The 19121-nt window shown below is 61.5% G+C and carries 18 protein-coding genes; 12 read left to right on the top strand and 6 right to left on the bottom strand.

The features are described from left to right. Window positions 1-2 precede the first annotated feature (2 nt). The 6 genes from BUB04_RS14480 to BUB04_RS14455 all read left to right on the top strand — a co-directional run bounded on the left by BUB04_RS14480 (window position 3) and on the right by BUB04_RS14455 (window position 7328). Window positions 3-830 carry an ABC transporter ATP-binding protein gene (locus BUB04_RS14480; RefSeq protein ID WP_143156507.1) on the top strand — a complete coding sequence of 276 codons (828 nt, stop codon included), beginning with the start codon at window positions 3-5 and terminating at the stop codon, window positions 828-830. 14 nt (window positions 831-844) lie between these two features. Continuing rightward, window positions 845-1576, top strand: coding sequence for an ABC transporter ATP-binding protein (locus BUB04_RS14475; protein ID WP_073040741.1), 732 nt, complete (start codon window positions 845-847; stop codon window positions 1574-1576). Between the two features lie 40 nt (window positions 1577-1616). Beyond that, on the top strand, window positions 1617-2936 hold the full coding sequence (locus tag BUB04_RS14470; protein WP_073040739.1) for a phenylacetate--CoA ligase family protein: 1320 nt from the start codon (window positions 1617-1619) through the stop codon (window positions 2934-2936). 114 nt (window positions 2937-3050) lie between these two features. Beyond that, on the top strand, window positions 3051-4907 hold the full coding sequence (iorA, locus tag BUB04_RS14465) for an indolepyruvate ferredoxin oxidoreductase subunit alpha (RefSeq protein ID WP_073040737.1): 1857 nt from the start codon (window positions 3051-3053) through the stop codon (window positions 4905-4907). Between the two features lie 40 nt (window positions 4908-4947). Continuing rightward, the gene (locus BUB04_RS14460) at window positions 4948-5565 is read left to right on the top strand and encodes an indolepyruvate oxidoreductase subunit beta (RefSeq protein ID WP_084076519.1); all 618 of its coding nucleotides are present in this window, start codon (window positions 4948-4950) and stop codon (window positions 5563-5565) included. Between the two features lie 374 nt (window positions 5566-5939). Further along, a complete protein-coding gene (locus tag BUB04_RS14455) occupies window positions 5940-7328 on the top strand; it encodes a hypothetical protein (RefSeq protein WP_073040733.1) in 1389 nt (462 codons plus the stop codon). A 118-nt stretch (window positions 7329-7446) separates the two neighbouring features. Here the strand turns inward: BUB04_RS14455 and BUB04_RS14450 are convergent, their stop codons facing one another. From BUB04_RS14450 to BUB04_RS14430, 5 genes are all read right to left on the bottom strand, one after another. Next, entirely contained in the window at window positions 7447-8889 is a 1443-nt protein-coding gene (locus BUB04_RS14450; RefSeq protein ID WP_073040731.1) for an adenylate/guanylate cyclase domain-containing protein, read from the bottom strand. A gap of 287 nt (window positions 8890-9176) precedes the next feature. Further along, window positions 9177-10667 carry a diadenylate cyclase gene (locus BUB04_RS14445; RefSeq protein WP_073040796.1) on the bottom strand — a complete coding sequence of 497 codons (1491 nt, stop codon included), beginning with the start codon at window positions 10665-10667 and terminating at the stop codon, window positions 9177-9179. Between the two features lie 439 nt (window positions 10668-11106). Continuing rightward, window positions 11107-11553, bottom strand: coding sequence for a DUF2914 domain-containing protein (locus BUB04_RS14440; RefSeq protein ID WP_084076517.1), 447 nt, complete (start codon window positions 11551-11553; stop codon window positions 11107-11109). 220 nt (window positions 11554-11773) lie between these two features. Continuing rightward, the gene (locus tag BUB04_RS14435) at window positions 11774-12880 is read right to left on the bottom strand and encodes a M20 family metallopeptidase (RefSeq protein WP_073040729.1); all 1107 of its coding nucleotides are present in this window, start codon (window positions 12878-12880) and stop codon (window positions 11774-11776) included. Between the two features lie 40 nt (window positions 12881-12920). Continuing rightward, window positions 12921-13439, bottom strand: a complete 519-nt coding sequence (locus tag BUB04_RS14430) for a GNAT family N-acetyltransferase (protein WP_073040727.1) — start codon at window positions 13437-13439, stop codon at window positions 12921-12923. Between the two features lie 340 nt (window positions 13440-13779). Between BUB04_RS14430 and BUB04_RS14425 the strand changes: the two genes are divergently transcribed. From BUB04_RS14425 to acpP, 5 genes are all read left to right on the top strand, one after another. Continuing rightward, on the top strand, window positions 13780-15018 hold the full coding sequence (locus tag BUB04_RS14425; protein WP_073040725.1) for an aminotransferase class I/II-fold pyridoxal phosphate-dependent enzyme: 1239 nt from the start codon (window positions 13780-13782) through the stop codon (window positions 15016-15018). Window positions 15019-15283: 265 nt separating this feature from the next. Beyond that, a complete protein-coding gene (locus BUB04_RS14420; protein ID WP_073040723.1) occupies window positions 15284-15817 on the top strand; it encodes a thermonuclease family protein in 534 nt (177 codons plus the stop codon). Window positions 15818-15937: 120 nt separating this feature from the next. Then, entirely contained in the window at window positions 15938-16402 is a 465-nt protein-coding gene (locus BUB04_RS14415; RefSeq protein ID WP_073040721.1) for an NUDIX hydrolase, read from the top strand. Window positions 16403-16593: 191 nt separating this feature from the next. Beyond that, window positions 16594-17520 carry a TetR/AcrR family transcriptional regulator gene (locus tag BUB04_RS14410; protein ID WP_073040719.1) on the top strand — a complete coding sequence of 309 codons (927 nt, stop codon included), beginning with the start codon at window positions 16594-16596 and terminating at the stop codon, window positions 17518-17520. A 3-nt stretch (window positions 17521-17523) separates the two neighbouring features. Continuing rightward, entirely contained in the window at window positions 17524-17772 is a 249-nt protein-coding gene (acpP, locus tag BUB04_RS14405; RefSeq protein WP_073040716.1) for an acyl carrier protein, read from the top strand. Window positions 17773-17847: 75 nt separating this feature from the next. Here the strand turns inward: acpP and BUB04_RS14400 are convergent, their stop codons facing one another. Next, window positions 17848-18048, bottom strand: a complete 201-nt coding sequence (locus tag BUB04_RS14400) for a hypothetical protein (RefSeq protein ID WP_073040714.1) — start codon at window positions 18046-18048, stop codon at window positions 17848-17850. Window positions 18049-18930: 882 nt separating this feature from the next. On the opposite strand from BUB04_RS14400, the gene BUB04_RS20420 reads away from it, so the two are divergent. Further along, the coding region (locus BUB04_RS20420) for an IS1634 family transposase N-terminal domain-related protein (protein WP_492215220.1) at window positions 18931-19121 on the top strand (191 nt) is incomplete at its 3' end.

Genomic DNA, 19121 nt, shown 5'->3' with positions numbered 1-19121 from the left:
TCATGACGTCTCCGCGTTTTTCTTCCAGCGATCCCATCCTGATTCTGCAGGACGTGCACATGCAGTTCGGCGGCGTGACGGCCCTCAAGGGAATCCGTTATCAGGTGCCCCGGGGGATCGTTCAGTCCATCATCGGTCCCAACGGGGCCGGAAAAACCACGCTGCTCAACTGCATCAGCGGCGTGCTTCACCCCACGGAAGGCCGCATTTCCTTTCTGGGGCGTCGTGTGGAGCGGGAACCTCCCCATCGCATCGCCGCCCTGGGAATGTCCCGAACGTTTCAGCACGTGGCGCTCTTTCCCCAGATGAGCGTGTTGGAAAACGTGATGGTGGGCCGGCATGTGCGCACCAGGTCGGGCTTTTGGGCCGCCGGGTTGCGCACCCGATCCATGCGCCGGGAGGAAGCGGCCATCGGGCGGGATGCCCGCGCCTGGCTCGACTTCGTGGGGCTGGCCGACGCGGCCCATCTTCCCGCGGGGGCCCTTCCCTTGGGAAAGCAGAAGATTCTCGAAATCGCGCGCGCTCTGGCCACCGATCCGGCGTTGCTGCTTCTGGATGAACCCGCCGGGGGATTGAATACGAGGGAGACGGAGGAACTGGGAGAACTCATCGGCCGAATCAAGGAGCGGGGAACCACCGTGATCCTGGTGGAGCACGACATGAATCTGGTCATGACCATCTCGGACCGCATCCTGGTCCTCTACTACGGGCAGCCTCTGGCCAGCGGCGTACCGGACGAAATCAAGGAAAACCCCGAAGTGATTCAGGCGTACCTGGGAGACGAATGGACTCCGGACGAAGGGGCGCCCATCATGAACGGTCAGTTGTAACGGGAAGGAACGGCGTGCTCACGGTCCGAAGCCTGCACACCTACTACGGAAACATCCACGCCCTGAAGGGCGTCTCCCTGCACGTGAGGTCCGGAGAGATCGTGGCCCTCATCGGAGCCAACGGGGCCGGCAAGACCACCCTGGTCCATTCCATCGCGGGGCTGCTCAGGCCCCAGAAGGGAAGCATTCTCTACAAGGAAGAGGACATCACCGGCCTGGCCCCGGAAGCCGTGGTGGAACGGGGGATCGCCCTGGTGCCGGAAGGACGCCAGATCTTCGCCACCCTTTCCGTGGAGGCGAACCTGGAGATGGGGGCCTTCATTCACCGCAACCGGCGCGATCAGGTGCGTCGCGACATGGACGCTCTGCTGGAGCGCTTTCCCATCCTGAGGGAGAGACGCCGTCAGCTGGCGGGGACGCTCAGCGGCGGGGAGCAGCAGATGCTCGCCATCAGCCGGGCGCTCATGGCCCGACCCGAATTTCTCTTGCTGGACGAGCCGTCCATGGGGCTGGCGCCCCTGGTGATCCGGGAAATCTTCGCCATCATCCGCCGGCTTCGCGACGAAGGCCGCACGATCCTGCTCATCGAACAGAACGCCCGGGCCGCCCTGCAGATCGCCGACCGGGGCTACGTGATGGAAACGGGCAAGGTGGTGCTCCAGGGCGAAGGCCGCGAACTCCTGGCCCACCGGGAGGTGCAGCGGGCGTATTTGGGCAAGGGATCCAAGGAGATATGGGACGCCTGACGGGCGCACAAGACCGTGGGGAAGAACCGGGGGGAGAGGCATGACGGTGGAATCCCGTCCCATCTGGGAACCGGAAAAGGAGTGCATGGATCGCGGGGAGTTGGAGCAGCTTCAGCTGGAGCGGCTCCAGGCCACGCTCAACCGCGTCTATCGAAACGTGGCCTTCTATCGCAAACGATTCCGGGAAATCGACTTCGTCCCGGAAGACGATCTGACGGAGCTGGCCGACCTCAAGCGGCTCCCCTTCACCACCCGGGACGACGTGAGCAACAGCTACCCTTACGACATGTTTGCCGTGCCGTTGCGGGAGGTGGTGCGCGTGCACACCTCGTCGGGCACCTCCGTCAATCCCCGGGTGGTGGGCTACACCAAGCGGGATCTCAAAAACTGGGCCCAACTGACGGCCCGGGTGCTGGCTTCCGCCGGGGTGACCCACGATGACGTGATCCAGATCACCTTCGCCTACGGCCTGCTCTCCGGAGGTCTGGGGATCCATTACGGTGCGGAGCGCCTGGGGGCTTCCGTCCTGCCCACTTCCGTGGGAAGAACGGAACGGCAGATCAAGATCATGCAGGATTTTCGAACCACCGCCCTGGTGTCCACCCCGTCCTATGCGCTCATCATTGCGGACCGCATGGAGGAGCTGGGGGTGGATCCCAAACAGTTGAGCCTCCGGTTTGCCATCTGCGCCGGGGAACCCTGGACGGAAGAGATGCGCCGCGAGATCGAAGAGCGGCTCTTCGTTACGGCCACCGACAACTACGGGATCAGCGAAGTGATGGGACCGGGTGTGGCGGGCGAATGCCTGGAAAAGACGGGCATGCACTTCCAGGAGGATCACTTCCTGCTGGAGGTGATCGACCCGGAGACGGGTCGGGAGTGCGAGCCGGGAGAGCTGGGCGAACTGGTCATCACGACGCTCACCAAGGAGGCCTTTCCGGTGATCCGGTACCGCACGGGGGACCTGTGCCGGATCGTGCCCGGGACCTGCCCGTGCGGGCGAACGTTTCGTCGGATCTCGCGCATCGAAGGGCGCTGCGACAATGTGGTGGTGATCAAGGGCGTCAACATCATCCCCGAACGGATCGGAGACATCCTGGAACAGGTCAAGGGGGAGCGGCCCGTCTATCAGCTGGTGGCTACGCGCCGCGGCCGGCTGGATCAGCTGGAGATCTGGATCGAGATCACCGAGCGCCTCTTTTTCGACAAGATGCGGGAACAGCGGACCCTGGTGGACGAGATGCGCCAGAAGGTGGCCAATTTCATCGGCATCGTTCCCCGCATCAAGCTGGTGGAGCGGGGAAGCCTGGAAAGGGAAGGCGACCGGGTGATTCCCTTCGTGGACCGCCGATCCGAGTAGGGGCCGCGGCGGGAAGGGAACCGCCGATGAACGCCGATAACGCGAAGGCGTCCGGTCCGAATGACGGAGCCAGTTCAGCTTTGCACCCACAACGGTTGAGGAGGAAGGACGAGCATGCACGAATTGCTGTCGCCGGATAAGGGCGGAAAGAGGCTTCTTTTGGGAAACGAGGCCATCATCCGAGGCGCACTGGAGGCGAACGTCGGCTTCGTGGCGGCCTACCCCGGGACGCCTTCGTCGGAAATCATCGACGGATTCGCCCGGCTGGGGGACGAGGCCGGCGTGGAGGTGGAGTACTCGGTGAACGAAAAGGTGTCCATGGAAAGCGCATGCGCCGCCGCCATCTCCGGGGTGCGGAGCCTCTGTTCCATGAAACACGTGGGTTTGAACGTGGCCGCCGATGCCTTCATGACCCTGGCCTATGTGGGGGTGAAGGCGGGCATGGTGATCGTGACCGCCGACGACCCGTCGCTCCACTCCAGCCAAAACGAACAGGACAACCGCTTCTACGCCAAAATGGCCCATGTGCCCATGCTGGAGCCGGCCACGCCCCAGCAGGCCAAGGAGATGGTGCTGGCGGCCTACGAGATTTCGGAAAAGTTCCGGATTCCCTGCCTTCTTCGCACCACCACCCGGGTGAACCACTGCCGGGGCGTGGTGGAACTGGGAGACCTGCCGTCGGGTTCCGTGCAGGGCGAGTTCCAGCGGGATCCCTTCAATCTGGTGGTGGTTCCCATGGTGGGCCGAAAGCTCCGGTTGCAACTATTGGAAAAGGAGAAGGGGCTCCGGGAAGTGTCGGAGTCCAGTCCCTTCAACCGCCTGGAGGGCAGCGGGCCCTGGGGCATCGTCACCAGCGGGGTTTCGGCGCTTTACGTGCGGGATGCCGTGAGGGAGCTGGGAATCGAGGACAAGGTGACCGTCCTGACGCTGGGCATGACCTATCCGATGCCGGAGCGGCTCATGGGCCGCTTTTTGCAAAGTGTAGACCGGGTGTTCGTGGTGGAGGAACTGGAACCCTACCTGGAGGAGGCCGTGCGGAACACGGCCCAAAAGCTGGGGCTCGGGCTTCCCATCTCCGGGAAAGGCCCGGACGGGATTCCGGAGGCCTTTGAGCTGGATTCCCTCAAGGTGAAAAAGGCCCTGGGCCGCTTTTTCGATGTCCCGGTGGAGACCCCGACTCCGCTGAGTGCCCCCCAAGACCTGCCGCCCCGCCCGCCCAACCTGTGCCCCGGCTGTCCCCATCGGGCCACCTACTATTCGGTCAAGAAAATCTTCGGCGAGGAGGCCGTTTACCCGACCGACATCGGCTGCTACACCCTGGGACTCCTGCCCCCCCTTCAGATGGCGGACTTCCTCATCTGCATGGGGTCCAGCGTTTCCACTGCGGGCGGCTTCTCCCGGGTTCTGGACCGGCCGGTGGTGGCCTTCATCGGGGATTCCACCTTCTTCCACAGCGGCATGACGGGCCTTGTCAATGCGGTCACCCACAACCGCAACATCCTCCTGGTCATCCTGGACAACGGCACCACGGCCATGACCGGCCACCAGCCCCATCCGGGTGTTTCCATCACGGCGGCGGGGCGCGTGGAACCCCGGGTGGACGTGGAACAGGTGGTGCGCGGCTGCGGCGTTCAGCGGGTCACGGTGGTGAATCCGCTCAACGTGAAAAAGACCCAGGCCGCTCTGGAAAAGATCCGGGAAGAGATGAAGGAGGGGGGCGTTTCCGTTCTCATCTCCCGTTCGCCGTGTCCGCTCTTCGAGCGGCGGATGCTGGGCACCAAGCAGCGGGTGGTCTTCCAGGTGACCGACGCATGCGACCTGTGCCGCGACTGCCTGTCCCAGCTGGGATGTCCGGCCTTCGTGTGGGAACGGGACGCCGGCGGCGAGTGCGTGCGAATCAACGAGACGCTGTGCAACGGCTGCGCGGTCTGCGCCCAGCTCTGCGACGCCGTGAAACCCAAAAAACTGTAGGGCGAATGGCCATTCGCCCCCACTTTAAGGGGAGTGGAGGATGACGACACAGAAGAGAATGGATGCGGGACTTCGCATCTTCTTTACGGGTGTGGGAGGCCAGGGAACTCTGTTGGCCACCCGAATGGTGGGCGAAGCCGCCCTGATCCAGGGCCTGAACGTCACCATGAGCGAGATCCACGGGATGGCTCAACGGGGCGGCGTGGTGGAATCGTCCATCGTGGTGGGAGACATCGCCAGTCCCATCATCGCCGACGGCCAGGCGGATGTGATGCTGGCCTTCGAGCCTCTGGAAGCGATTCGGGCTCTGGGCAAATGCCATGCCGGCACCACGGCCGTGGTGAACACGGTGCCCATCGTTCCTTTCACAGTAGCCGCCGGACAAGGGCAGTATCCCGACGTGCAGGACGTGCTGGAAGACCTCCAAGAGAGTTTGGCCAAGGTGGTGGCTCTGGATGCCGTGACCCTGGCCCGGGAGGCGGGGAACGTGAGGGCGGCCAACATGGTGGTGGTGGGAGCCTTTGCGGGCCTTCAGGTGCTGCCCGTCGAGCGTTCCGCCTGGGAAGAGAGCGTGCGCCGTCTGCTCCCGCCCAAGCTCCATGACGTCAACGAGCGCGCCTTCGCCCTGGGATTCGATGCCGGACGGGCGGTGGCCTGAGCAGACGATGTGTGCAATGAATTTCCATGGAGTGCACGGGCTTTCTGTTTCATGTGAAATCCATTGCCCAAAAGGTGCCGGTGTCGTTTTCCGGGTTGGGGGAAGGAGGGGGGCATGAGCCCGTTCTTCCCCTTGTTTTCTGGGGGGCTTAAATGGACAAGTCTTGTCCCCATGCGGTCCCGCGCCGGCGGCGGAGGCCCGCGGGAAGCGGGGGGATCCGGATGGGTGGCGGAGCCGCCTTTCCTGGTATGGGCCTTGCAAAATAATCTTTATCAAACACACCTGTCCTGTTGACGGCCTGCCTTTTTGACATTATCTAATGCGTTCTGAAAGCAGCAGGCTGCTTTCGAGAAGCAAGGACAGGGGGAGCCCGCATGATCATCGGCCACGAGTTGCTCGAAAAGACATGCAAAAACATGATCGAGACCATTCTCTTGTGCCTGGATCATGCCACCAAGGGAACCATCTATCGCATCGGCCCCATCCCGGAGCTGCGATCCGTTCGGGTCACATCCGGGATCCGTGAAAAGGAAAACGGGACCATCCGTTGGGGTCTTCCTGATGTCTCCGACTACAACCCGCCCGGCAAGACGTGGGACCAGTACCGGGATCGGCCCGGACGTGCCCTGGAGGCCATGGGATGGTGCGTGGAGCGCCAGAAGAGCTGGACCGCCGACAATCCCTACGAAGACCAGCGCAGCGTCCGCAAGCAGTTGAGCGGGGAGCCGGAGGACTGGCACCACATGGAACCTGTGCTGGTCAAGAAATCGGATCTCTACGGTCAAGACGCCGACCACCTTGAGTACCCCCGCAACTGGAAGGGCACCCCCATCTGGCAGAACAGCGATTATGTGGTGGTGGCCGTCATCAAGATTCACTTTCTGCCGCACACGATCCAGCGGGGGGATCGGGCCACCAAGGTGATCAAGAAGCTGTCACGCGTTCTGGGCACCGAGATGTTCTCTCTTCATATCCGCGAATCGGTGAGTCAGGTGCAGCAGGAGCTGGCCAGCGAGCGCATGGCTTCGTGTAACGCCGTGGCCCACGAGCTTCGGAATACCCTGGCGAAGCTGAGTTTCATCTTTTCGGCTATTAACGCGGAAATCAGTTTTCTGAGGGAACAGTGGGAGGAGGAGATCTGCCGGAGCGTGGGAGGGATCCGCGACAAGACTTCCGTCCTCGTCCACCTGAACCAGATCCTCTTGAGCAAGATGGCCCTGCTGAACGGCAACCAGGACCTGGTGGAGGTGGCGCGCTCCTTGGCGGAAGAGCAAAACGAGCTGGCGGCCCTGTCCCTTCTGCCCGAACAGGCGGAACGTTGGGTGATGCACAAGATCCGCCCTAAATGGCAGCGCCTCTTGGAAGAATCCCCGCTCTGGGCCGAGGCGCGGCAGGAGATCGAATCCCTCCTGGATCAGCTTCGAAAGGCCCTTTGGATCGGTATGGACGCGGAATTGGCCGACCGCCTGCATCACTTGCCGGAAGAGCTCAGAAGGCACTGGCCGCGGTTGGCCTACGTGGATTTTTCGGCCGACAAGCTCCCTGTTTTGGAAGAGATCCTGCAACTGCTCAACCACCCCCAGATGGCCATCCCCCACAAGAAGCAGACCCACAAGGTCCTGTCTTCCCTCAAGGCCCTGGTGGAGATCATCCCCGAGATGGAAGCCCGGACCAACCGAATCCTGGAATCCATGCGCAACGGCTCGGGGAAAGATCTGCAGGACTACTGGCGGGATCTCATCATGAACGGCGATCCGGCCTAGGAGCTTGTCTGAAAACTCCCCCCAACCGTCACTCCCGCGCAAGCGGGAGTCCATAAGTTGCCGGAAATTCTGGATCCCCCTTTCGCGGGGATGACGAATCGGCGTTGAACGGCGCAAATCAATCGTTCTCGGGCAGCCTCCTAGCCGTAAGGTCGGAGGCCGCTGCAATCCCCTCTTCCTTTTCGCCGGGCGTTTCCCCCCACTGTTGAAGGATCCGCGCCAGCTTCTGTCGGGCTTCGGGTGTCATCTGGTCGGGCTGGATGGTGATTTCGAATCCGGGGCCCCGATGTGTGATCCTCCGGTCTCTTTCCGGCCCTTCAAGCCCTTCCAGTACGTAACCTTGGATGGGGTAATGAATCCCCTTCAGATGGAGTTCCCCCACTTCCTGGGCCGTCACCTTGTCGGCGATGAGGGCGTACGTGGCGCGGCTCATGAGGATCCGGCCGGGTCCGGCCTTTTCCTGAAGGCGGGCGGCGATGTTCACCTGGGAGCCCATGGCCGTATAGTTCAGCCACCGGTCGGAGCCGAAGCTTCCCAGGACGCACACGCCCGTGTGGATCCCCATGCGCACCAAGAAAGAATAGGGATAGCCTTGGCGGCGCCATCGATCGTTGAGTGCCTCCAGCTTCCGCTGCATGGCCAAGGCCATGGCGGCGCAGCGATAGGCTCCCTCGGCCGGATCCATGTCGCCCGGGGCGCCGAAGAGCACCATCATGCCGTCGCCCAGGAGCTTGTCCACGGTGCCGCCGTGGTCGAAGGCCGTGCGGATCATGGCGTCGAAGTACTCATTGAGCTGCTGGGCCATCTCTTCAGGTTCCATGGCGTCCGTGAGGGTGCTGAAACGGCAGATGTCCGAGAAGAAGACGGTGATCTTTCTTCTTTGGTGTCGCAAGACGGCGTCCCCGTTCTCTCTGTTGAGGTGCTCCACCAGCGGGTCGCTGACAAAAAGCGAAAGCCGTTGGTTCAGCCGCGTGATCTCCCGGTCTTTTTCCCGCAGCTGGGCCAGGGAGGCCTTGAGATGCAGGGTCTGGGCGGCGAAGCGATCCAGCAGGAGGGCCAGGAAGATGCACACGGCCAGAAACGCCAGGGCCCGGATGACTTCACGGCCCATGTCCACCGGCTTCCCGCTCGAGGCCAAGGTCAACAAGGCCAGGTAGAGGACCATGTACCAGACGGCGGTGAGTAGAACGCCCCGGAAGCGGACCCGGCCGGCCAGGAAGAAGAGGCCCATGAGCCAGCCCACCAGCATGAAATCCCGGGCGGTTCCCACGGCGTAGTAGCCGTAGGCGGCCACCGGGGCGAAGAGCAGCCAGTTGGGAACCAGCACAAAGTGGGGATCGAAGGCAAGATGGCGGTCCCAGCGGAAGTGGAGGGCCAGGCAGGCCAAAAGATGGGCCGTCGTGGCCGCGCCGAAAAAGACGATGAGCTGGTCCGTTTCGATATCGCTGTATCCCATGTACTTGAGGACCGCGATCATCGCGATGGCCACCAGCCAGCCCAGGTAGGCCAGCCAGAGGGCCTGGACCTTCCGCGTTCGGTCGTCGGAAGCGGTCGCACCCATGCCCTCTCCTTTTCATGTCCATGCACCCCGGCGCCGTAACGGAAATTCCACGGTCCCGGGTGTAGGGGCGAACGGTTGTTCGCCCCTACATCTTCCGTTCGCCAACGGTGCAAGCGGGCGTTTCATAGAAACGGTCATGGTTTCCCATCCCCCCTGGATGAACAGGCCTGTGCCGTTGCCGCATCCCACTCAGTCCCATCGGCGTTTATTCGCGTTCATGCGCGGTTCTCTTTCTCGCGTCCAACGACCGCGCTTCGACGAAAACGGGGGAGGTGGAATGGGCGGGTTCAGTTTTCGCTCTTGCGGGATCGGTCTTCGGTGGAAGGTTCTTCTTGGGCTTCGGGTGTTCGTTTCGAAACGGTGAAGACGACCTTCACCCGTTCCTGCGCCGGCGAGGTCGGTTTGAGCGAGGGAGGCGACACGATGATCGGCACGGACAGCTCTCCCGATTCCGTGATGGTGTCCAGACGCACGGGGGTCGTGTAGAGCGTGTGGATATGGTCCAGGATCGTCTTTCCACCCACCACCTGCACTTCGGAAGGAATAACCTGAACCTCGGTGAGAAGCAAATCGTCCGGCAGTCTTCCCGTCCAGTCCACCTGGACCGGCACGCTCTTGGTCCCGGGGATGTCCAGGACGACTTCCACCGTGGGGGGCGACACCGCGTTGAAGAAAACACCCGGTGGGAGCTGAATGTTTTCCTGGTTGATGGCGAACACGTTCCGCCCCTCCTGTGCCTTGCTCAGGTCGATGCGCACGTTGATCTGCTCGGGGCGCATGGACTTCACCAAGGCGCTGGACCCGTGGAGCTGCAAGTGCACCTTGTTGGCGGAGGTCTCCAGGATCTGATATTGGGCGGGGCGGTTCACGAACTCGATGGGAACGTCCAGGGCGATGAGGGTGTCGCGGCCCCGGGTGAAGCCGAACCAGACGGCGGTCATGATGCCCAGGGAGAGAAAGGCGGCCAGGGTCAGCTTGCCCATTTCCCGGCGGCGGAAGTCGGGGTCCCTCTCGTGTCCCATCCCCAGGTGTTCCTCCAGAAGATGGACCACTTCTTCCGGCTTGGAAATGGGTCGGATCCAGTTGCCCTTGGCGACGCTCACACGTCCCCGCTCTTCGGAGACCACCACCACCAGGGCGTCGCTTCGCTCGGCCAGACCAGCCGCAGCCCGGTGGCGTGTTCCGTAGAAGGTGGGCAGGTCCGCACGCTGGGACAGCGGAAGCAGCACCCCCACTTCCGTGATCTTGTCCCCCTCGATGATGGCCGCACCGTCATGGACGGGGTTCTGAGGCCAGAAGATGCTCATGAGCATTTCCTGGGAAACCCTGCCGTCCCATGGGATGCCCCCGTGCACCAGCTCCCGAAGGTCCTCCTTGCCGGGAAAGACCACCAGGGCGCCCATGCGCTTTTTGCCCATCTGGAAGAAGGTGTCCGCCAGGACGTCCACGGGGGAGGTCTTCTCCATTAGGGGGGATCCCCACAGGAAGTTCTTGAGATTGCGGGCTTGGAGGGCCGTTCGGATCTCGTTTCGGAAGACCACGATGATGATGATGGCCGCCGCCGCCGTGATGGCCTGGAGCGCCCAACTGGTGAGGATGAGGCCCAGGGACGCGGCCACTTCCTGGATCACCCACAGCGAGGCGATGCCGGCCAGGATCCGAAAGGCGTTGGTGTGGCGGAACAGCACATAGAGGCGAAAAAGGATGTAGCTGTTGACCAGGATGTCCACCAGATCCTGCCAGCGGATGGTGATGAGCATGTCGAAGAAGTTTTCCATGTCCGCCACGCGTCGCTTACCGGGCGGGGATAAACCCCGCCCCTACCCAAGGGATCGGAGCGTTCTTGTAGGGGCGGGCTTTATGCCCGCCCTTCCCAACCGCTCAATTAAGGAGCATGATTGCCATTGCGCCAGCCCGCACGGACGAAAGAGCGGATCGGTGCAAGAGGCCTTCTGTGGGAGCGCCGCCCGCGTGATCTCATTGGGGGGTCATTCCCCCATGGGGAGAACGGGCACCCCCAGAGCGGCTTTCGCCGCTTCCCCAGGTGAAGGTTTGGGTCTTCGTGCTCTCTGGAAAGTTTCGGAAGTATGGTTCTCTCCGTTCACAGAGCACTCAACCTTCCCTCCATCTGCCGTGCCCACAGCCGAAGCGGCCGGTCGAGGGAAGGAATAGGATGCAGGCGCCCTTGGCGAACCGCTTCGATGTGGACGATGGAGATCAGTCCGTGATGCTGAAGCGCAAAACCTTCAGGATCCGCCCATCGGCATCCGTCACTTCCACCCGCCAGGGGCCCTTGTCCGTCTCTCGAAGCCGGATCAGGCTGTAGGTGGCCCAGCGGGGCGGGTAGAGCTTCAGGCGGATCTGGGTGGTCAGCTCGTCCCTGTGGTACCATCGGTGAAAGATTTGGGTCGGAGCCGACACCGCGTCGAAGAGGGTGTAGCAAAAGACCCGCCCTTGGGATACGGGAAAGACCACAGCGCTGTTCACGGGAAGAAGGTTCTCCACCGCTTCGCACATGGTGGCCCTCGCAAGATGCAGCATCACCTCCCGGGCCTCCGCCGGAGCCTTGGGTGCCTCCTGAGCGTAAAGCCCCTCCGATGCCGTAAAAAGCAGAAGAAGGGCCAAACCCGAAAGGATGCCGATGTGGGACCTGGAAGGGGCCATCTGGAACGCACTCCTCGTCTTCGGGCGAACCGCCACCGGTGCTCCCCTCGAGCGGTCTTGGAGCAGCACGGCTTGGGGTGGGATGCTCATGCTTTGGGTTCGCAAGCTTGCGGCTTCCGGCGAGTCGTCCCGGGAAGGACCATCTCCAAGGGAAAACCTACCCGGCAAGGATATCAAAAACTCTTAGAAAGTCAAATAATTAGTGTAAGGGATCCAGGGCCTACAAAGAGAGCAGGATCTGTTCGTAGAGACGTGCGGCGGTCACCACGTGTTCGAAGGGCACGGACTCTTCCGGCGAGTGCGCCTTTTCCAAGAGCCCCGGACCGAACAGGATGGGCTTGACGCCAGCGGACCACAGCACGTTGGCATCGGAATGGCTCCGGAAGGGAACGGGTTCCCAGGGGAGCTGGTTTTCATCCCAGATGGTCTTCAGCTTCTGCACAAAGGCGCTCTTTTCGGGGATATCGTAGCCGGCGTGTATCTCGGTGAATCGCACCGACGGCTGGAGGTTGGGATAGTCGGAGCGGAGCGCCTCCGTGATCTGCTCCAACTCCAGGATGATCTCTCCCAGGGGAGCGGCGGGAGGCACGTGCAGGTCGAGCCAGGCCTCGCAATAGTCGGGAACCACAAAGCCGGCCGAAGACGTGCTCAGGTCCCGAATGTTGGTGATGACATCCGGCCGTTTTTCCTCCAAGTGGTGCAGGATCTTCAGAAGAAAGTGCAGGAGTCCCTCGGCGGGGTTGTCGGCACGCCTGGCCATGGAGGCATGCATGCGTTTTCCCCGGGTGACCGTTTGGACTTCCAGGTAGCCGTAGTGGCTCAGGCCTGCGGCCAGATTGGTGGGTTCGCCGATGATGGCCCAGGGAAAATGGTAGTCCCGCACCAGCCTTCGGGCGCCGTCGCCTTCCTCCTCTTCCCCCACCACCAGGGCCAGGGCTGCGGGGAGCCGCCGATCGCTCTTCCGGTAGGCCGACAGATAGGCTTCGATCATGGCCGCGCATCCGCCCTTCATGTCGGCCGCCCCCAGCCCGTAGATCTCGCCCGCCTCTTCCTCGAAGCCGAAATCTTCCAGGTCGTAGGCGGAAATGGTGTCCACGTGGCCGATGAGGGCCAGCTGGATGTCTTCTTCCGGCGGAACCACCAGGAGGTTGCAGCGCCGGTCGTCCACGGGTTGTCGGATCAGGGGAAGGTCGTAACGCTTGAGATAACCGTGGAGGTAGTCGATCACGTCCTCTTCCTTGCCGGAGGGACTGTAGATGTTGATGAGTCGCTCCAGAAGACGGCGAAGTCTCCGGGGATGGACGTTCGGATGGTCGGCTTGGGACATGGGCGGCTCCGTCGTGTGCTTCGGGGGTCGGTTTCCGGGATCATCCTTCCTTGACAGATCGTTTCTTGCGCTCGCTCAGGTTGAGACTCAGATAGATGTGCTCCTTGGGATTGGAAAATCCCATCTTCTTGAAAAAGGCCAGGGCCGTTTCGTTGTCCGCCTCGGAGTCCACGAAAATGATGCGGACACCTTCATCCAACGTGGCGTTCTTGAAGTGCTCGAAGAGCCTTTCCGCCACGCCGGTTCCCTGGAGGTCCGGACGCACGCCCAGCCACACCAGGTGGGCGTATTTCCAAGCCGAGCGCGGCTTTGAGATGGTCGTGCCCAGCGCAAATCCCACGATGGTATCGTTCATTTCCGCCACGAAACAGTATTCCGATTCGCTGAGGTAGTAGGAGGCCACCTCGTAGGAGTCCCACGTCCGATAAAGGTTGGGCACGGTGTCCGCCGTGAAGAGTTCCTCCCCCAGGTGGAAAACCTTGGGAAGATCATCGATTTCCATGTGGCGGATGGTGACCGCGGGGCGTCTTTTCTTTCCGGTGCATCTCTTCTGGGGCATGGGGCGAACGAAATCCTCCTGATTTGTTTGATGTTCGTGATCTTTCCTTATCCATTGCCGTCCATCGGGTCAACATGAGACTTGGCGCTCGAAATGTTTGACACGGGGAGGGATTCTCCGTAGATTGGCCATGAAGGAGAAAAAAGATGAGCCGCACGAGCACCTTGAGTGCAGCGGCCGCCGCGACCGGTTCAGCCCTGGCGGCGGCGCGCTGATCCAACATCCCAGTTGCCGAACGCCACGGGCTGATGCTCGGCCCGCGGCGTTTTCCCTTTAAACCCCGGGCCGAAAAGGCCCGGGGTTTTTTGTTCGGCCTTCCGTCTTACCTTGGGAGGACACCATGAAAGAGGAGAGCATCATTCGATTTGCCGACCGCATGAACCAGCTGCCCCCGTATCTTTTCGGAATGATCAACAAGATGAAGATGGAAAAACGGTGGCGGGGGGACGACGTGATCGACCTGGGCATGGGCAATCCCATTGATCCGGCTCCCGAGACGGTCACGGAGAAACTCTGCGAGGTGGTTCGGGACCCCAAGAGTCACCGCTATCCCGTGGCCACGGGACTTCGAAACCTTCGCCGGGAGATCGCCAAGGCCTACGAGAGGGACTACGGTGTGACGCTGGACGGCGACCGGGAGGTTCTGTGCACCATCGGATCCAAGGAAGGTCTGTCGCACCTGTGCCTGGCTCTCGTCGGCCCCGGGGATACGGTGCTGGTCCCGGCCCCCGCCTTTCCCATCCACATCTACGCGGCGGTGATCGCCGGCGGGCAGGTGATCCGCATTCCCATGGCTTCCCCGGAAGAGCTCCTGCGCAGGGTGGACGATATCTGCCGGAGCCTGGTGCCCAAGCCCAAGCTCCTCATGTTGAACTTTCCCCACAACCCCACGGCGGAGCTCGCCACCCTGGACGTCTTCCGAGAAGCCGTGTCCCTGGCCAAGAAACACCGATTCATGATTGTCCACGATTTCGCCTATTCCAAGATCACCTTCGACGGATACCGGGCGCCCAGCTTCCTGGAGGTCCCGGGGGCGCGGGACGTGGGGGTGGAGTTCGGATCCTTTTCCAAGTCCTACAACATGGCCGGATGGCGCTTGGGCTACTGCGTGGGCAACGAGGAAATCATCAGGGGCCTGGCCCAGATCAAGGGCTACTACGACTACGGGATTTTTTCCGCCATCCAGATCGCCGGGATCGTGGCCCTGCGGGACTGCGAAGAGGATGTGCGACGCCAGGCGGCCATCTACCAGCAACGCCGCGACGTCTTGTGCAGCGGGCTTGAGCGGCTGGGATGGGACGTCACGCCGCCCAAGGCCGGGATGTTCGTCTGGGTGCGGATGCCCGAGGCTTTGCGCCCCATGGGTTCCATGAAGTTCGCCCTGGAGCTCATGGAAAGGGGGAATGTGGCCGTGGCGCCGGGCATCGGCTTCGGCGAGGAAGGCGAAGGTTATCTGCGCTTGGCCCTGGTGGAAAACGAACACCGCATCCGCCAGGCTCTTCGGCAGATGAGGCGCTCCATTCAGGAAATGTGCGACGAAGGGCTGGCTCCTCCCATGAAAATGGCCGCCGCCCGTTGATAGGAGACGCGACCTCGTTCCGTTCGTGCCCACGGCCTGTAGGGGCGAATAATCATTCGCCCCTACAGGGGGCCTGTCCATGGATGGAGTCTGCTAAACCATGATAACACGTCGGTTCGACCGCCTTGAGGCAAAGAAAGCAACACTCGCAGAAAAGTCTTTATTTTTCGGGTTTCTTGGCGGGGGTTGCCTTGCGGCGCTGATTTTCTTGGCGCTGTCTCCCCTTCGGGCTGCGAGCCTCCCGGAATATGCTTGGGTCGTTCGGGTGTACGACGGGGATACCGTGCTCCTGGATACCGGGGACAAGGTGCGCTATTTGGGAATCGACGCGCCGGAGGTGGATCACGAAGGGGGCGCCGGCGACTGCTATGCCCTCCAGGCGTGGCGCCGGAACAAGGGGCTGGTGGAAGGACGGAAGGTTCAACTTCGCTATGACGAGGTCCGGAGAGACGAACACGGGCGTCTGTTGGCTTACGTCCATACGCCGGATGGGCGATGTGTCAACACCGTGCTGCTCCGGGAAGGCTGCGCGCTGGTGTTCCGAACTCCCAAAGGCTTTGAGCGCTTCCGGGAGTTCCTGGACGCCCAACGGAACGCCATGAAAGGAAGCAAGGGCCTTTGGGGGGAATGCCGGGTCCAGCCGGCTCCTTTCTATTTGGGGAACCAAAGGTCGTATGTTTTTCATCGGCCGTCGTGTCCCTTTGGGACTCAGACGGCCCGAAGAAACCTGGTCCGGTTCAACAGCCGTTGGGACGCCCTTTGGGACGGTTACCGCCCATGCCGGCGCTGCCGCCCCTAGTGGGAAAGAGAACCGCGAATGGACGCAAATAGATGCAAATGGAAATGGCCGATCTGTGGGTGCGACCAGGATCGTTGATGGGGACTATTGGTAGGGGCTGAAAGAGGGCAGGAGCTTCCCATGAGTTCGCGCAAGTACCCGGACCGCCCCATGGTGGGAGTGGGCGCCACCGTGTTTGAAGACGACAGGGTTCTCTTGGTTCAAAGGGGCCGGGAGCCTTCCTTGGGGAAATGGTCCCTTCCCGGGGGGCTGGTCAAGCTGGGGGAAAGCCTGGAAGAAGCCGTCCGTCGGGAAGTGGAGGAAGAAACGGGCCTGCAGGTGAGGCCCGTGGATCTGGTGGCCTGCCTGGATCGGGTGCTTCGGGACGAAGATCAGAGGATCGCCTACCACTACGTTCTTCTCGACTTTCTCTGTGAGGTCGTTTCGGGAACCCCCCGAGCGGGAAGCGACGTCACCGCCTGCACCTTCGTCCCCCTGAACCGGCTGTCGAGCCTGGATCTCACCCGAGGGACGAAGGAGGTGGTCCTTCGGGCCTGGGACCTTCGCAAAGACTCAGGCCCCCGCCTCTATGACCCAACCCTCTAATCTTCCTCCGTCCTCCCCCCTTCTTATCCCGTACCCCATACCCCATATCCCTTACCCCATCACCCTCTCCCCCTCTCCCCCTCTAATCCTTCAATCCTTTAATCCTCCCCATCCTCTGCCCTTGACATCGGCGCGAACGGACTGTATGATGGACCAGTCCGTCAAAGAAAGGGGACCGAGGCAAAGAAACGGTGATCGGAAAGAGACGCCAGAAAGAATTGCAGGAAGCCCTGAAGCGGCTCGCCCTGGAAGGAACCCCGGACCCCCTGCGGCTTTGTTTCCGCAAATGCCTGGGGTCCGCGCCGTCGGAAGGCGATTCCGGCCCCTGGGTGGACCTGCTGCAAACGGTCCTGGCCAACCTTCGCCGCATGCCGGAAACGGAAGCACCGCCTACGCCGCGGGTCGTGGAGGTTGTTCTGTCGGTGGCTCAAGAAAAGGGAGTGCCCGCCGAGGACTTCCTGAAGTCCGCCGTCGTGGAGCTCCTGGAACGGGTGCCGTCCGACAGGACGGGCCGCACCGTGGTGCAAAAGGACACCCGGGACCGGATCCTGGAAGCCGCCCTGGACGTCTTTTCCGAAAAGGGTTTCCACCACGCCACCATGGACGAAATCGCGGAGCGCGCCGGTGTGGGCAAAGGAACCGTCTACCGGTACTTTTCCAGCAAGGACAATCTTTTCAGCCAACTGGTGCAGGCCAGGCTGCAGGAACTGGAGCGGGAAGCCGAAGAGGTCCTGGATAGCGACGACGACGTGCTGTCCATGATCGAAAAGTACCTGGGGATCTATTTTGCCTTCTTCGATCGCAACCAGCGGCTCTATCGGGTCATGGTTCAGGAACACCCCGAGCTGGACGACCGCCTCCAGGACCTCTACGTGGAAGAGATCATGAGGCGCATTCCACGGCTGAAGCGCAAGATCTATGAGGCTCGCCACCGAGGGGTGCTCAAGGACGTCAATTTCCACACGGTCTTTTACGGCGTCATGGGCTTCATCCATGGCGTGATCCAGCGGTGGCTGGCCCACGAGTGCGCCTACTCGCTGGAAAAAGAGCTGTCAACGGTCAGGGAAGTTCTTTTCTACGGGTTTGTGAACCGCCAAAACACCAACACAGGAGGATAGACCATGGACGTGAATGAAATGAAGGCCAAGGTGGTGGACATCATCGCCAATCAGCTGGGCGTGGAAAAGGATATCATCACCCCGGAAGCTCACGTGGTGGACGATCTGGGCGCCGATTCCCTGGACGTGGTGAAGCTCATCATGGCCTTGGAAGAGGCCTTTGATGTGGAAATTCCCGACGAAGAGGCGGAAAACATCCGGACCGTTCAGGACATCTACGACTACATCGACAAGATTCAGTCCGCCGCTTGACCGCGGATGCATCAAAAGGCTCGGTGCCGCTTCTCCTCGGCGGGGGGGGGCGGGCCGAGCCTTCTTTCTTCCCGCCTATTCCTCCCCGGAAGTCTCTTCCAGGGCCCCGGCCCCTTCCAGATCCGCAGCCCGCGCGTCCAGAACCGTGTTCTTGAGCGCCCAGAAGATGGCCCGGAAATTGGCCTCGAAGTTGGTGGGCGAAACCCGGCCCAGCTCGATGAACTTTACGATGATTTCCTTGGCGAGTTTCAGGAGCTTTTCGTCATCCGGATTCATGGGTGTTCTCCGTTGGGTACTCGGTTTCAATCCTGGAACTACTCTTTCCCATCCATTATGCTGGGTCTCCGGCAGTCGGCGCCCTGGGAAAAACCCACCGGTGAACGTGAAAGCTGCACATTCTTCTTTCGCCGCCCTGTGGGACTGGGTTACCCTGCCATCTTGGCGAGGCTCGCCACCCCGCAGGGATGAAAGGATGCAACGCACCTCTGAAAAGCAGACCATTGCAGGGGCGAAAGAGTATTCGCCCCCAGGAGGCTGTCCGAAAACGTCGCGGATGATTCCTTTCCTCGTAGCGCAGCCCTTTGGGGCTGCGGAAGGGCCTTCGGGCGTCGGGTAGGCTGTCGGGTACTGCCTGCCACTTCAAAGGGGTACGATGGCTCTATCCCCCGGGGCTGAAGCCCCGCGGCTACGAGAGGAACGGAAACGCCCCTGCATCTTGAGCAGGAAAGCGATTCTCGGACAAGCTCCTGGGGTCCAGGCGCATGGACGGTGCAAACCAGCGTTTCGCAAAAAGGCCGTTCCGGCGTCCCCGTAAAGATGGCCCGGAAATCGGCCTTGCCGGATGTCAAAAAAAGCCTCTGCTGGTCGGAAGGAAGGCCATGCGGTTTCGCAGCAGAGGCTTTTAGGCTTCTGGAAATGCCCCGGAAGGCACCTCCCAAGCCCGCTCCTATCTACCACGAAGCCTGGAGGCTGGGCAAGGGGGGCTTCCGCTTAGCCCAAGTTTGTCATCTATATGCTGCATAGTGCGACAGTGTACCGATTTTGCTCATCTAACTATCTGAAAGGTCGTTGATGAGGCCCCGAAAATTCGGTGTAGTGGTAGAAAATAGACGGCCAGCATTGACTCGCCTTCTCTCCTCATGCTAATGTCCTGCTACTATGTTCATTCGACGAGTCAGAAAAAAAGATCACCAAACGGGAACCACCTACTTCTACCACCAGTTGGTCGAGTCCTACAGGACTCCCAAGGGGCCTAGGCAGAGGACTCTTCTCAATTTGGGAAAGCTGGACCTCGAGCCCAAACAATTAAAAGGATTAGCAAATCGCATTGAAGAGATCCTCACCGGGCA

It is taken from the genome of Desulfacinum infernum DSM 9756 (assembly GCF_900129305.1).
GTDB lineage: Bacteria > Desulfobacterota > Syntrophobacteria > Syntrophobacterales > DSM-9756 > Desulfacinum > Desulfacinum infernum.
Note: the sequence above shows the minus strand (reverse complement) of the source record. Positions and strands in the feature narration are given on the sequence as shown.